The sequence below is a fragment of the Mycobacterium sp. E3247 genome, from assembly GCF_001667785.1.
Taxonomy (GTDB): domain Bacteria; phylum Actinomycetota; class Actinomycetes; order Mycobacteriales; family Mycobacteriaceae; genus Mycobacterium.
The window spans coordinates 1-13,803 of sequence record NZ_LZJG01000457.1 but is presented as its reverse complement, the minus strand read 5'-3'; the positions used below and the strand labels follow the sequence as shown (position 1 = coordinate 13,803).

The 13,803-nt window shown below is 72.2% G+C and carries 14 protein-coding genes; 3 read left to right on the top strand and 11 right to left on the bottom strand.

Features of this window, described 5'->3' with window-relative positions:
- The first annotated feature begins 79 nt into the window (after positions 1–79).
- Both A9X04_RS22550 and A9X04_RS22545 read left to right on the top strand, forming a co-directional pair.
- Positions 80–2,410: a DEAD/DEAH box helicase gene (locus A9X04_RS22550; protein ID WP_067925243.1), complete on the top strand. Its 2,331-nt coding sequence runs from the start codon at positions 80–82 to the stop codon at positions 2,408–2,410.
- 46 nt (positions 2,411–2,456) lie between these two features.
- Positions 2,457–3,494, top strand: coding sequence for a PAS domain-containing protein (locus tag A9X04_RS22545; RefSeq protein WP_067925240.1), 1,038 nt, complete (start codon positions 2,457–2,459; stop codon positions 3,492–3,494).
- Here A9X04_RS22545 and A9X04_RS22540 read toward each other — a convergent pair.
- From A9X04_RS22540 to ssd, 7 genes are read right to left on the bottom strand one after another with little or no spacing between them, the layout of a single operon-like run.
- On the bottom strand, positions 3,491–3,778 hold the full coding sequence (locus tag A9X04_RS22540; RefSeq protein WP_369804498.1) for an Rv3654c family TadE-like protein: 288 nt from the start codon (positions 3,776–3,778) through the stop codon (positions 3,491–3,493). The two genes, A9X04_RS22545 and A9X04_RS22540, sit on opposite strands and share 4 nt — an antisense overlap.
- Before the next feature lie 31 nt (positions 3,779–3,809).
- Entirely contained in the window at positions 3,810–4,112 is a 303-nt protein-coding gene (locus A9X04_RS22535) for a TadE family type IV pilus minor pilin (protein WP_082973033.1), read from the bottom strand.
- Between the two features lie 23 nt (positions 4,113–4,135).
- Positions 4,136–4,342, bottom strand: a complete 207-nt coding sequence (locus A9X04_RS22530; protein WP_102419418.1) for a DUF4244 domain-containing protein — start codon at positions 4,340–4,342, stop codon at positions 4,136–4,138.
- Between the two features lie 12 nt (positions 4,343–4,354).
- Positions 4,355–4,945 (bottom strand): type II secretion system F family protein, encoded by a 591-nt coding sequence (locus A9X04_RS22525; RefSeq protein WP_197509316.1) that lies wholly within the window; start codon positions 4,943–4,945, stop codon positions 4,355–4,357.
- Entirely contained in the window at positions 4,942–5,742 is an 801-nt protein-coding gene (locus A9X04_RS22520) for a type II secretion system F family protein (RefSeq protein ID WP_067925237.1), read from the bottom strand. The genes A9X04_RS22525 and A9X04_RS22520 overlap by 4 nt, the downstream gene beginning before the upstream one ends.
- A complete protein-coding gene (locus tag A9X04_RS22515) occupies positions 5,739–6,899 on the bottom strand; it encodes a TadA family conjugal transfer-associated ATPase (protein WP_067925234.1) in 1,161 nt (386 codons plus the stop codon). The genes A9X04_RS22520 and A9X04_RS22515 overlap by 4 nt, the downstream gene beginning before the upstream one ends.
- A complete protein-coding gene (ssd, locus tag A9X04_RS22510; RefSeq protein WP_082975187.1) occupies positions 6,896–7,948 on the bottom strand; it encodes a septum site-determining protein Ssd in 1,053 nt (350 codons plus the stop codon). The genes A9X04_RS22515 and ssd overlap by 4 nt, the downstream gene beginning before the upstream one ends.
- Before the next feature lie 479 nt (positions 7,949–8,427).
- On the opposite strand from ssd, the gene A9X04_RS22505 reads away from it, so the two are divergent.
- Positions 8,428–9,261, top strand: a complete 834-nt coding sequence (locus tag A9X04_RS22505) for an HAD-IB family hydrolase (RefSeq protein WP_067925231.1) — start codon at positions 8,428–8,430, stop codon at positions 9,259–9,261.
- Between the two features lie 447 nt (positions 9,262–9,708).
- Here A9X04_RS22505 and A9X04_RS22500 read toward each other — a convergent pair whose 3' ends face one another.
- From A9X04_RS22500 to A9X04_RS22485, 4 genes are all read right to left on the bottom strand, one after another.
- A complete protein-coding gene (locus tag A9X04_RS22500) occupies positions 9,709–10,464 on the bottom strand; it encodes an oxidoreductase (protein ID WP_067925228.1) in 756 nt (251 codons plus the stop codon).
- Positions 10,465–10,475: 11 nt separating this feature from the next.
- Complete coding sequence (locus A9X04_RS22495; RefSeq protein WP_067925300.1) at positions 10,476–12,089, bottom strand: ABC transporter ATP-binding protein; 1,614 nt, start codon at positions 12,087–12,089, stop codon at positions 10,476–10,478.
- Positions 12,086–12,961, bottom strand: a complete 876-nt coding sequence (locus A9X04_RS22490) for an ABC transporter permease (RefSeq protein ID WP_067925225.1) — start codon at positions 12,959–12,961, stop codon at positions 12,086–12,088. The genes A9X04_RS22495 and A9X04_RS22490 overlap by 4 nt, the downstream gene beginning before the upstream one ends.
- Positions 12,954–13,803, bottom strand: an 850-nt coding sequence (locus A9X04_RS22485; protein WP_231985798.1) for an ABC transporter permease, incomplete at its 5' end; no start/stop codon positions are given. The genes A9X04_RS22490 and A9X04_RS22485, both read right to left, overlap by 8 nt.

The window sequence follows — 13,803 nt, the reverse complement described above, 5'->3', positions numbered from 1 at the left end:
ATAGTCAACCATGTTCATCGCTTCGGCGACAGACTTGCGCCGTTGGACGCAGTCTCGGCCGAGTCCCAGGAGGGTGCGGATGACGAGTTTCGGTAGCGAGCTGCTCGCCGCCGCGCTCGCCGGAACCGCGGCCGACGAGCACCCGCTGCGCCACGTCGCCGAGCTGCCGGCCCGCGGCGGCCGCCCGCACGGCTGGCCGGCGTGGGCCGAGCCCGACGTGGTGCGCGCGTTCACCGACCGCGGCGTCAGCTCACCCTGGTCACATCAGTCGGTGGCCGCGGAATTGGCGCACGCCGGCCGTCACGTGGTGGTGAGCACCGGGACCGCGTCGGGCAAGTCGCTGGCCTATCAGCTGCCCGTGCTCAACGCGCTGGCCACCGATCCCCGCGCCCGGGCGCTGTACCTGTCGCCGACGAAGGCGCTGGGCCACGATCAATTGCGCGCCGCGCACGCGCTCACCGCGGCCATCCCGCGGTGCCACGACGTCGCACCCACCGCCTACGACGGTGACAGCCCCCCGGAAGTGCGCAGGTTTGCGCGCGAACGCTCCCGCTGGCTGTTCTCCAACCCCGACATGATCCATCTGTCGATCTTGCGCAACCACGCCCGTTGGGCCGTGCTGCTGCGCGGGCTTCGGTTCGTGATCGTCGACGAATGCCATTACTACCGTGGAGTTTTCGGATCGAACGTGGCGATGGTGCTGCGCCGGTTGCTGCGGCTGTGCGCGCGCTACTCCGCTACACCGACGGTCATCTTCGCCAGCGCGACGACGGACGCGCCGGGCGCGACGGCCGCCGAGCTCATCGGGCTCCCGGTCGACGAGGTCACCGAGGACGGTTCCCCCCAGGGCGCCCGGACGGTGGCGTTGTGGGAACCGGCGCTGCGGACCGACCTGCTGGGCGAGAACGGCGCGCCGGTGCGCCGTTCGGCTGGCGCGGAGGCGGCGCGGGTGATGGCCGACCTGGTCGCCGAGGGGGCGCAGACGCTGACGTTCGTCCGGTCGCGCCGCGCCGCCGAGCTCACCGCGCTGGGCACCCAGGCGCGGTTGGACGACATCGCGCCGGAGCTCTCCGGCAAGGTGGCCTCCTATCGGGCCGGCTATCTCGCCGAGGACCGCAGCGCGCTGGAGCGCGCCCTGGCGGAGGGCCGGCTGCGCGGGCTGGCCACCACCAACGCCCTGGAGCTGGGTGTCGACATCGCGGGGCTGGACGCGGTGGTGCTTGCCGGGTTCCCCGGGACGGTCGCCTCGTTCTGGCAGCAGGCCGGCCGGTCGGGCCGGCGCGGGCAGGGCGCGCTGGTCGTGCTGATCGCCCGCGACGATCCGCTGGACACCTACCTGGTGCACAACCCGGCGGCGTTGCTGGGCAGGCCGGTCGAACGGGTGGTGATCGATCCCGCCAATCCCTACATTCTGGGGCCCCAACTTCTTTGTGCCGCAACCGAAATGCCGCTCGACGAGGCGGAGGTGCGTGACTTCGGTGCCGCCGGGGTGGCCGAGGCCCTGGTCGATGACGGACTGCTGCGGCGCCGCAACGGCAAGTACTTTCCCGCGGCCGGTCTGGAACCGCATGGCGCGGTGGACATCCGGGGATCGGCGGGCGGCCAGATCGTCATCGTGGAGGCCGACACCGGGCGGTTGCTGGGCAGCACCGGCGTCGGCCAGGCGCCGGCTTCGGTCCATCCGGGCGCGGTTTATCTGCATCAGGGCGAGAGTTACGTCGTCGACTCGCTGGACCTCGAGGACGCGATCGCCTTCGTGCACGCCGAGGACCCCGGTTACGCCACGTTCGCGCGGGAAATCACCGACATCGCCGTCACCGGTACCGGCGAACGCTCGCGCTACGGGCCGGTCACCCTGGGGCTGGTGCCGGTCACCGTCACCCACCGGGTGGTGGGGTACCTGCGCCGCCGGCCTTCGGGGGAGGTCATCGACTTCATCGAGCTAGACATGCCCGAACAGACGCTGGCGACCACCGCGGTGGTGTACACCATCACCGAAGAGGCGTTGCTGCGCAACGGTATTGATGCGCCGCGGATTCCCGGGTCGCTACACGCCGCCGAGCATGCGGCGATCGGCCTGCTCCCGCTGGTGGCCAGCTGCGACCGTGGCGACATCGGCGGCCTGTCCACCGCGGTGGGACCCGACCCGGCCGGTCTGCCCAGCGTTTTCGTGTACGACGGCTATCCGGGTGGGGCCGGGTTCGCCGAACGCGGGTTTCGCCAGGTGAGCACCTGGCTGGGCGCGACCGCCGCGGCCATCGAGGCATGCGAGTGCCCGCGCGGATGCCCCTCCTGTGTGCAGTCGCCCAAGTGCGGCAACGGCAACGACCCGCTCGACAAGGCGGGTGCGGTGCGAGTCCTGCGGCTGGTGCTCGCGCAGTTGCCGCACGCGGAGCGCTCCGCGGGATGACGGCCGGCCCCCAAGGATGCGGGTCGTCGCCGTAAAATCTCACCGTATGGGCCACGACTGGTTGCTCGTGGAGACGCTGGGGGGTGAACCCACCGTGGTGGCGCAGGGACGCCAGCTGAAAAACCTCGTCCCCATCACCACGTTCATGCGCCGCAGCCCCTACCTCTCCGCGGTTCGGACGGCGATCGCCGAGTCGGTGCAGACCGGGCAGAGCCTGACCAGCATCACTCCCAAGCGCGACCGCGTCATTCGCACCGAACCGGTGGTGATGTCCGACGGCTACATCCACGGCGTGCACGTGTGGACCGGCCCCGCCGACGTCGAGCCGCCCGAACGCCCCACCCCGGGGCCTCTGAAGTGGGACCTGACCCTGGGCGTCGCCACCGACACCCGGGAGTCGCTGGTGAACAGCGGGAAGAATCCCGAAGTCGAGGTGACCTTCGGCAGGGCCTTCGCGGAAGACCTTCCCTCGCGCGAGCTCAACCAGAACGAAACCAAGGTGCTCGCGATGGCCGTCAAGGCCGAGCCCGACCAAACACTTTGCAGCACATGGGATCTCACCGACTGGCAGGGCAACCCCATGCGCATCGGCTTCGTGGCGCGCACCGGCCTGGAGCCCGGCCCCGACGGCCGGGACCATCTGGTCGCGCGGGCGATCAACTGGCGCGCGGAACTCAAGGGCCCGGAGGTGTCGACAGACGATCTGGCGCAACGGATCCTGAGCGGGCTCGCCCAGGCCGGCGTGCACCGCGCGCTGATCGACCTCAAGAACTGGGCCCTGCTGAAATGGCTGGACGAGCCGTGCACCTTCTACGACTGGCGAGGCAGTGAGACGGGCAAGCCGAAGGTGCACCCCGATGACCAGCACCTGGTGTCCTCGATGACCGAGGAATTCGTCCACGGCGCCACCAGCCGAGTGCTGCGAATGCCCGGCCGCGACACCGAGTGGGTGCCGGTGCACGTCACCGTCAACAGGGTGGAGATCGAACCGGGCGCCTACGCCGGGCTGGTCTCGCTGCGGTTGCCCTCCAACGAGGAACTGGCCGCCGTGGGATTGTCGGGCGGCCCCGACCCGGGCTCCTAGCCGGGCGCAGGCCCCGCCCGTGCGGCGGCGCTCGCCGCCCCGCCGAGGACCGCGACACGCACCGTGACGACGACGTCGAGATCGTCCACCGCGCAACCGGCCTCGGTCCCCATCGCCCGGGCCACCGCCGTCGCACGGGCGCACGCGGCTTCGGGTCCGGCCGCCAACCGGCCGGCGGCGGCCAACGCGGCAAGGTCGGCCGCCGCCTGCGCGCGGTGGCGCGCGACCACGACCGCGCCGACCCAGGCCGCGGCGACCGTGGTGCACAGCAGCACCGCCACCATCCAGGCCGCGACCAGGGTGGTCGAGCCGCGGTCATGCCGACGGCTCGGCGACCGAGACCGCTTTGGCCGCGATGTCGAGCGCCGGCAACAGCTCCGAACGCGCGACGACGGTGGCCACCAGGAACTCGCCGTCGCGGTGCACCTCGACGCGCGCCCCGGCGGGGGCGATGCGCCGAGCCGCGCCGAGCGCCGACCGTTCGTCGCCGCGGGCGGCCAGCCGGGCCGCCTCCCGGGCGGCGTCCACGCAGCGGACCTGCATCGACAGCGCGGCGATGCCGGCCAGACACAGCACCAGCACGACGACCAGCGTGGCCACGCCCAAGGCCGCCTCCACGGTGCCGGCACCCGCACTGCCCGCTAGACCTTGGTGCTGAGCGCCCGACCGATGATGTGGGTCAGCGCCGACACGATGGAGTCGCCGGTCACGACGGTGTACAGGATCGCACCGAAGGCGGCGGCGGCGATGGTGCCGATGGCGTACTCGACCGTGGACATGCCCGACTCGTCGGACGCCAGAACCGTTACACGGGCCACCAGGCCACGAAACATGTTGTGCAGCAACACTTCCCTTTCTCTTCACCATAATCCCGACTGCAATACCTGACCGGCGAGCCCGGCCACCACGGGAACGATGCCCAGGCATACGAACGCCGGCAGGAAGCACAATCCGAGCGGCCCGGCGATCAACACCCCGGCGCGCTCGGCGGTGGCGGTGGCAGCGTGCGCGGCGTTGTGGCGGGATTGGTCCGCCAACTCGGCGACGCCCTCGGCCAGCGCGGCGCCCGACGCCGCCGAGCGCCGGGCCAGCCGCAGCAGCGCCTCCACCTGCGCGTCGGCCAGGTCGGCCCGTGGATCGGCCGTGACCGTCCAGGCCGCGACGGGATCGGCGCCCAACGCCAGCAGATCGGCCGCGCGCCGCAGGACGCGGGCCAACTCCGGCGGCGCGGACGCCGCGGCGGCGGACGCCGCGGTGGCCACCGCCATGCCCGCTGCCAGGCACACGGCCAGCACGTCCAAGCAGGATGCGACCGCCAGCGGATCCTCGCTGCGCGCCCGGCCGAGCGCGCTGCGCGCCCGATTCTCGCGGACCGGCGCCCGCGCCCGCACCAGTGCCGGGCCGGGACCCATCCACGCGGCCACCGCCAGCAACACCGCCGCCGCCGTCACGACCCGAGCCGATCCGTGATGCGGTCGGCCCACAACAACCCCCCGCACGCCAGGGAGGAACCGACGACCAAGAACCATCCGCCGGCGCGCCCGTTGAGCAGGAAGGCCAGCGGCCGGGCTCCGATCAGTTGGCCCAGCAGCACGCCGAGCAGCGGCAGGGCCGCCAAGATCGCCGCGGTCGCCCGCGCGCCGGCCATGTTCGACGTCACCCGCGCCGAAAAGCGTTGCCGCTCCGCGATGTCGCGCTGCGCGGCGCGCATCAGGGTGGCTATGGCCAGGCCGTGGTCGCTGGCCAGTTGCCAGCACAGCCCCAGACGATCCCAATGCGCGGGCAGGGTCGACGACTGCGCCGCGGCCCGCAGACCGGCCGCGACGTCCGCCCCCAATCTGGCGCGGGCAGCGACCGCCCGAAACGACTCGGCGACCGCGCCCGCGGATTCCCCCGCGGCCACGGCGAACGCGCGCACCGGATGGGAGCCGACCCGCAGTTCGCCGACGAGCACGTCGAGTGCGCCTTCCAGCGCCCGGCCCTCGCCGACGGCGCGCCGGATGCGATGGCGGCGGCGGTAGCGCAGGTTCGCTGTCGCGCCCACGACACCCACGGTCAGCACCGTCGTCAACGGCAGCAGCACCGCGGCGGCGGCCACCGCCCCCGCGGCGAGGCAGGCCGCCCCCCGCGGCCCGGCCAGCTGGCGCCATGGGCGGCGTGACGTCACGGGCGCGAGGCGGTACCGCGGTGACGACGGAACGACGACGAGCGCGAGCGCCAACAGCACTCCGGCGGCGGGGGCGTTCACGCCGGCATCCGGCTGTGCAGCAACCGGCGCAGGAGCGCGGCGTCGTCGGTCATGCCGGCGTCGGCATGCCACACGGTGACCGCCCGCACCCGGCCGGCAACCCGGCGCAGCACGGCGATTTCGCCGAGCCGGCGCCGCCTGCTGCGATCCCGCCCGACGTGCAACAGCACCTGCACTGCGGCGGCGAGTTGACTGTGCAGCGCCGCGCGGTCGAGACCGCCCAGCGCGCCCAGCGCCTCCAGCCGGGCGGGAACTTCCGCGGGGTTGTTCGCGTGCACGGTGCCCGCTCCCCCGTCGTGGCCGGTGTTCAGGGCCGCCAGCAGATCCACCACCTCGGCGCCGCGCACCTCGCCGACCACGATGCGGTCCGGCCGCATCCGCAGGGCCTGGCGAACGAGCTGGCGCACGCCCACTTCGCCGACGCCTTCGACGTTGGCGCACCGCGCGACCAGCTTCACCAGGTGCGGATGCCGGGGCGCCAACTCGGCGGCATCCTCCACGCAGACGATGCGCTCGGTCGGCGCGACGGCCCCGAGCATGGCCGCCAAGAGGGTCGTCTTGCCCGCACCCGTTCCGCCGCACACCAAGAAGGCCAGCCGGGCGGCGATGATGTCGGCAACCATGGCCGCGGCCTCGGGCGCCAGGGCGCCCGACGCGGTCAGGGCCGCCAGGTCCTGGCTGGCCGGCCGCAGCACCCGCAGCGACAAGCACGTGCCCGCGACGGCCACGGGCGGCAGGACCGCGTGCAGTCGCACCGTGAACCCGGCGCCGATGCCGGTCAGCTGGCCGTCCACCCACGGCTGCGCGTCGTCCAGGCGCCGGCCGGCGGCCAGCGCCAGCCGCTGCGCCAGGCGCCGCACCGACGCCTCGTCGGCGAACCGGACCTGCGTGCGCCGCAGGCCGTTTCCGTCGTCGACCCACACCGCGTCCGGTGCGGTGACCAAGACGTCAGTGGTGCCGTCCGCGCACAACAACGGCTCGAGGATGCCGGCGCCGGTCAGTTCGGTCTGCAGCACCCGCAGATTGGCCAGCACCTCGGTGTCCCCGAGCATCCCGCCGGACTCCGCGCGGATCGCGGCGGCGACGACGTTCGGCCCCAGCGGGCCGGATTCGGCCGCCAGCCGCTCGCGCACCCGGTCGATCAGCGAGCCGCTCACGCGGCCCTACCGTTCCGTGCCGGCCCGGACGACGCCCGCGGCAGCACGGCGAGCACCCGGCGCGCCGCCGCCGCCAGCGCGGAGCGCCGCCCGGCCCGCAGGCCACCGCGCTCGAGTTGCTCGGCGACTCGCGGCTCGGCTCGCATGGAGGCCAGCAGGGGCAACCCGGTGATGTCGGCGATCTCGGCCGCCCGCAACCCGCCGGGCGACGGACCCCGCACCACCAATCCAAGGTTGGGGTTGACGGCGGCCAGCACCGGGGCCAGCGCACCCGTCGCCGCGCATGCGCGCACGTCGCAGCGGCTGACCACGACGACGAGGTCGGCGGCGTCCAGCGCAGCGTGCGCCGCATCGGTCAGGCGACGGGGAAGATCGCAGACCACCGTCACCCCGCCCCGCCGGCCGGCGTCGAGGACGGCGTGCACCGGCCCGGGCGCCAGCTCGTACCCACGCCGCGTGCCGGACAGCACGCTGACGCCCCCGTGCCGGGGTAACGCCGCACGCACGGCCGACCAGTTGAGCCGGCCGCTCTGGACCGCCAGGTCCGGCCAGCGCAGGCCCGCCACGCTCTCGGCGCCCAACAGCAGGTCGATCCCGCCGCCCCACGGGTCGAGGTCCACCACCAGCGCCTCCGCGGCGGCCTGGGCGATTGCGACCGTCAGCGACGACGCACCGGATCCGCCGCACCCTCCGATCACGGCCACCACGTCGCCGCGCGGCCCGTCGTCGGCGAACGCATCGGCCGCCTCGGCGAGCGCGCGCACCAACCCGCGCTCCTGCTCGGGCAGCCGCAACAGCTGCCCGGCACCGACCGCGACGGCCGCGGCCCACGTCGCGGTCGCCGGTTCGGCGGCCGTCAGCACGATCACGTGAGCGCGGCGCGGCAACGCCGCCCGCCCGCACCGCTCGGCCGCCGCCTCATCCAGCACCACGGCCGCGGCCGCGGACCAGGTCTTGCGGCTCACGGCGCCGCCGGCATGGACGACGCGGACGCCGACGGCCGCGGCGACCCGATCCAACTCCCCGCGCAGCTCCGCGTCCGCCAGCACCGCCAGCACGCCCGCGGCGGTCGCCACTTCGGCCTGAGGTGTGCTCGTCACGCGCCCACTCTGCGGGGCCACGATGTTGGACACCAGTCCCAAACCCCGAATTTGGGGATAGAGACGCGAGTGTGCACAAAGACGTCGGCCGGCGCGCAGAGGTGGGAATGTCCGCAACTACTCGAGCGGCCGCGCCGCGCGGTCCGTATGAGCGGAACTGACCCTAGAAAAGGGACGACCCCCGCCAGGGGGGGAGGAGGCGAGGGTCGTCGTGCATCAGCCCCGGGGGGTCGGGCTGATGCACCCTCGGCTCAGGCCGAGTAATGCTTACTATACACATGCCAAGCCGCGGTAACGCAATAGCTCTTTCTATGAAAGAACACGTTGAGCCGCAAGAACACTGCCGTTACCGTAGGTCCCACTTTGCTGAGCGGCCATTTCGGGCCCAAGACCGCAGCGCCGGCGGAGCACCGACCTATGCTGGGGCCGTGACCGTCTTCGACCCGGCCGATGAGCAGCACACGACTCCCCGGGCCCGCACCGCGGCCTTCTTCGACTTGGACAAGACGATCATCGCCAAGTCCAGCACCCTGGCGTTCAGCAAACCGTTCTTCAACCAGGGACTGCTGAACCGCCGCGCCGTGCTCAAGTCGAGCTACGCCCAGTTCATCTACCTGCTCTCCGGGGCCGATCATGACCAGATGGACCGGATGCGCATCCACATGACCAACATGGTCGCCGGTTGGGATGTGGAACAGGTCAAGTCGATCGTCAACGAAACGCTGCACGACATCGTCACGCCACTGGTCTTCGCCGAAGCCGCGGACCTGATCGCCGCCCACAAGCTGTGCGGCCGCGACGTCGTCGTGGTCTCCGCCTCCGGCGAGGAGATCGTGGCCCCGATTGCCCGGGCGCTCGGCGCCACGCACGCGATGGCGACCCGCATGGTGGTCGAGGACGGCCGGTACACCGGCGAGATCGCGTTCTATTGCTACGGCGAGGGCAAGGTCCAGGCGATCCACGAGCTGGCCGCCCGGGAGGGCTACCCGCTGGAGCACTGCTACGCGTACTCGGACTCGATCACCGACCTGCCGATGCTCGAATCCGTCGGGCATCCCAGCGTGGTGAACCCCGACCGCGGGCTGCGCCGGGAAGCCGTCGAGCGTGGGTGGCCCGTGCTGTCCTTCTCGCGGCCGGTGTCGCTGCGCGACCGGATCCCGGCGCCGTCGGGTGCGGCGATCGCGACGACCGCAGCCGTGGGCGTCAGTGCGCTGGCCGCCGGCGCGGTCACCTATTCGCTGTTGCGCCGCTTCGCGTTCTAGCCCGCGCCCGGGGATACACAGCAAACGCATTTCCGGCGCCGCTTGGCAACTTTCGCAAAATTGGGCCTTGCTGCGTTAAGGGTCTAGTAGTACAAAGGAACCACGGAAGCCCGGTGAGGCCTAGGTCGATCCGGAAGAGAAGGTTCGATCTCCCGACCCGGGCGCCCAGCACGGTGCTCGGCACCCACGCGGAGTCATAGCCGCGATAATGGCAGAAGTGTTGCGGGCCTGCGTAATTGCGGATTGTGGACGGCGTCGACGGCCCTTTGGGTGGGGTTGCGACCGGAAGCATCGCAAGATCGCCGAGGCCAACCCACGCAGCCCAGAGATGCACGCATGGTAACCGAGTTCCGTGCTAGCGGGCGGCGGACCGAATACTTCGGGACGTCGCCCGCTTTGCATTGTCCGGCGGCGTTTTCCGCCGCCCTCCGGTCACCGGTCCAGCTATCAACCCGACAGCGACTCGGCGATCGTCAGAGCCTCCTGCGCACCGGCTCGCATCGCCCGGCAGCACAGCACCAGCCAGCCGCCCACCCCGGCCGCGGTGCCCTCGGCGAAGCCCCGGGCCGCGTCGCGATAGTCGGCGGGCTGCCGCATCCAACTCACCTCGGGCACACCCAGTCCGTGCGGATCCAGCCCGCTGGCGATGGTCACCAACCGCGACACGGCGCGGGCCACCACGCCGTCCGCGCTGCCGAACGGCCGCAGCGTCAGCAGTTCGCCGTGCGCGACCGCGGCGACCACCGGCGCGGGCGCCTGCGTGCCGCCGCTGACCAACTCCGCCAGCAACTCCAGCCGCTGCGCGACGCCGGCATCGGCGCGCGGCCGGCCCAGCTGGTCCTCGTCGACCTGGTCGGCCGCCGCCAGCATGTGCAGCCGGGCCAGCGCCTGTAGCGGCGCCCGCCGCCAGATCCCGATCAGCGGACCCTCGCCGCCTTCCAGCGCCTGGGCTACCCGCAGCGCCCCGCCGAACACCGGATCGCTCACCCCCGCCGCGTCCGCGAGGTCTTCCAACCGCACGGGTCCGCCGTCCAGCACCGACGACGCGCGGGCCGCCCGCAACGCCGCTTCGGCCGCTGTCACCGGCCAGCCCCGCAGGTTGGCCCGGTGGCGATGGGCGCGACCCAGCGCGTCGCGGGCCCGGTCGCTGGCCTCGGCCACGCCCGGCAACTCCATCAGCGGAGCCAGTGGATCAGCCGTCACAGGTTGCCAACCTATCCCGGTGGCACCGGCGCGCGCGGGATGGCCTCCAGCAGCTGACGGGTGTACTCGTGCCGCGGCTTGGTGAACAGCTCCTCGGTGGCGGCTTGCTCCACCACGCGGCCGGCACGCATCACCAGGACTTCGTCGGCGATCTGCCGGATCACCGCCAGGTCGTGGCTGATGAACAGGTAGGCGAGGCCCAGTTCGGCCTGCAGGCGGGCCAGCAACTCCAGAATCTGCGCCTGCACCAGCACGTCGAGCGCGGAGACCGCCTCGTCACACACCAGCACGTCCGGGCGCAGCGCCAGCGCCCGGGCGATCGCCACCCGCTGCCGTTGACCCCCCGACAGCTCGCGGGGCAGCCGCCCCAAGACCGACGACGGCAACGCGACCTGGTCGACGAGCTCACGTACCGCGCGCTCGCGCTGCCCGCGGTCACCGAGGCGGTGGATGCGCAGCGGTTCCTCGATGGCGCGAAACACCGTGTACATGGGATCCAGGCTGCTGTAAGGGTTCTGGAACACCGGTTGCACCCGCCGCCGGAAGGCCAGCTGCTGCTGCCGGCTCAGTGCGGCGTCGACGCGGGCGCCGTCGAAGACGACCGTGCCCGAAGTCGGCGACAGCAGGCCGAGCACCATCCGCGCCAGCGTGGATTTGCCCGAACCCGACTCCCCGGCGATCGCTAACGTGCTCGCCCGCCGTAGCCGAAGCGAAACCCCGTCGACGGCACGGAAATCCGGGTGCCGCGTTCGCCGCCACCCGCGCGACTCGCGGTAGACCTTGGTCAACTCCGAGGCGACGAGGATGTCGCCGGAGGCCCGGTGACCCGTGGGCCGGGCCCGACTCTTGACCGACAGCGACGGCGCCGCGGCCACCAGCCGCCGGGTGTAGTCGTGTTGCGGGTCGCGCAGGATCGCCTCCGCGGCACCGGATTCCACCACAACCCCGGCGCGCATCACGATCACGGACTCGGCGCGTTCGGCGGCCAGCGCCAGGTCGTGGGTGATCAGCAGCAGTGCGGTGCCGAGTTCGCCGGTGAGCCCCTGCAGGTGGTCGAGCACCTGCCGCTGCACGGTCACGTCCAGCGCGGAGGTCGGCTCGTCGGCGATCAGCAGCCGCGGCCGGCCCGCCAACCCGATCGCGATCAACGCCCGCTGGCACATGCCGCCGGACAGTTGGTGCGGGTAGCGACCCGCCTGCTTCGCCGGGTCCGGCATGCCCGCCCGGGCCAGCAGCTCCACCGCGCGTTCCCGCGTCCGGCGATCGGAGGTGTTGGCCCGCAGCGCTTCTGAGACCTGGAAGCCGACCTTCCAGACGGGATTGAGGTTGGTCGTCGGGTCCTGGGGTATGTAGCCGATCTCGCGGCCCCTGATCGCCCGCAGCGTCCGGCGGTCGGCCGCGGCGAGGTCGGATCCGTCGAAGAGGATGCGCCCGGCGGTGATCCGGCCGCCGGGCGGAAGCAGCCCGAGGATCGCCGCGGCCGTGGTGGATTTCCCGGAACCCGACTCGCCCACTACCGCGACGGTCTGCCCGGGCAGGATCGTCAGATCCGCGCCGCGCACGGCGGCCTGATCGCCGAAGCGGACCTCGAGGCCCTCGATAGCCAGCAGCGGTCCCCCGGTCATGGCCGCCACGCCCGGGACGCCGGATCGAGCGCGTCGCGCAGCGCGTCGCCCATCATCATGAAGGCCAACACCGTGATCGCCAGCGCGCCGGCCGGATAGAACAGGATGGGCGAGCCGGCCCGCAGCCGCGTCTGGGCCAGGTTGATGTCGCCGCCCCAGGACACCACGGTGCTCGGCAGCCCGACACCGAGGTAGGACAGCGTCGCCTCGGTGACGATGAAGACGCCCAGGGCGAGGGTGGCCATCGCGATGACCGGCCCCAGGGCGTTGGGTAGCGCGTGGCGCAGCAGAATTTGGAAGCGGCTCAGCCCCAAAGCTTTTGCAGCCAGGACGTAGTCGCTGGCGCGCACCGCCAGCACCGATCCGCGCGCGATGCGGGCCACCTGCGGCCAGCCGAACAACGCCAGGATGGCGATCACGGTCCACACCGTGCGGTGCCGCATGACCTGCATGAGCACGATCGCGGCGAGCAGCAGCGGCAACCCGAAGAACACGTCGCTGACGCGCGAGACCACCGCGTCGACCCAGCCGCCGTAGAAGCCGGCCAGCGCGCCGAGCGCGCCGCCGACGACGAACACCACCAGGGCCGCCCCCACGCCGACGGTGACCGAGGCCCGCGCGCCATAGACGGTGCGGGCGTAGACGTCGTGGCCCTGCAGGTCGGTGCCGAACCAGTGCGCACGCGACGGCGGCAGCAGGCTCTGGGCGGGGTCGGCGTAGCCGGGATCGGCCCCGGTGAACAGCGCCGGGAACATCGCGACGAGCACGATGAACAGGATCAGCAGGCCGGCGACGACGAACTTCGGGCGCCCCCGCAACCCGCGCCAGGTGTCCCGCCAGAAGCCGCTGCGCCTCGCCGACGGCTCAGCCATACCGGATCCTCGGGTCCAGGGCGGCATACAGCAGGTCGACGGCCAGGTTGGTGATCAGGTAGATCCCCACCAGCACCGTCACGATCGACACCACGGTCGGCGCCTCCTGCCGAGTGACGGCCTGATACAGCACACCGCCGACGCCGTGGATGTTGAAAATGCCTTCCGTCACAATGGCTCCGCCCATCAGCGCCCCCAGGTCGGCGCCCAGGAAGGTGACGACCGGGATCAGCGAATTGCGCAGAATGTGCACCGCCACCACGCGCGGCCGGGACAACCCCTTGGCGGTCGCGGTGCGGACGTAATCGGCCTGCGCGTTGGCGGCCACCGCGGACCGGGTCAACCGCACCACGTAGGCGAACGACACCGAACCCAGCACGATCCCGGGCAGCAGCAGACGCCCGAACGTCGACCGCTCGCCCACCGTGACCGGCGCGATGCCCAGCTTCACCCCGAAGACGAACTGGGCCAAAAACCCCAGGACGAAGATGGGCACCGCGATGATGACCAGGCCGATGATCAGCACGCCCGCATCGAACAGGCCGCCGGTGCGCAGGCCGGCGATCACCCCGAAGCCGATGCCGAGCACCGCCTCGACGACCAGGGCGATCAGCGCGAGCCGCAGCGTGGCCGGAAAGGCATGGGCCAGAACGCTACTCACCGGCAGACCGGAGTAGGAGCGGCCCAGGTCGCCGCGCAGCACGCCGCCGAGGTAGCGCAGGTACTGAACGATGAACGGGTCGTCCAGGTGGTAGCGGGCCCGCAGCTGCGCGGCGACCTGGGCCGCTCCTACTCCGGTCTGCCGGTGAGTAGCGTTCTGGCCCATGCCTTTCCGGCCACGC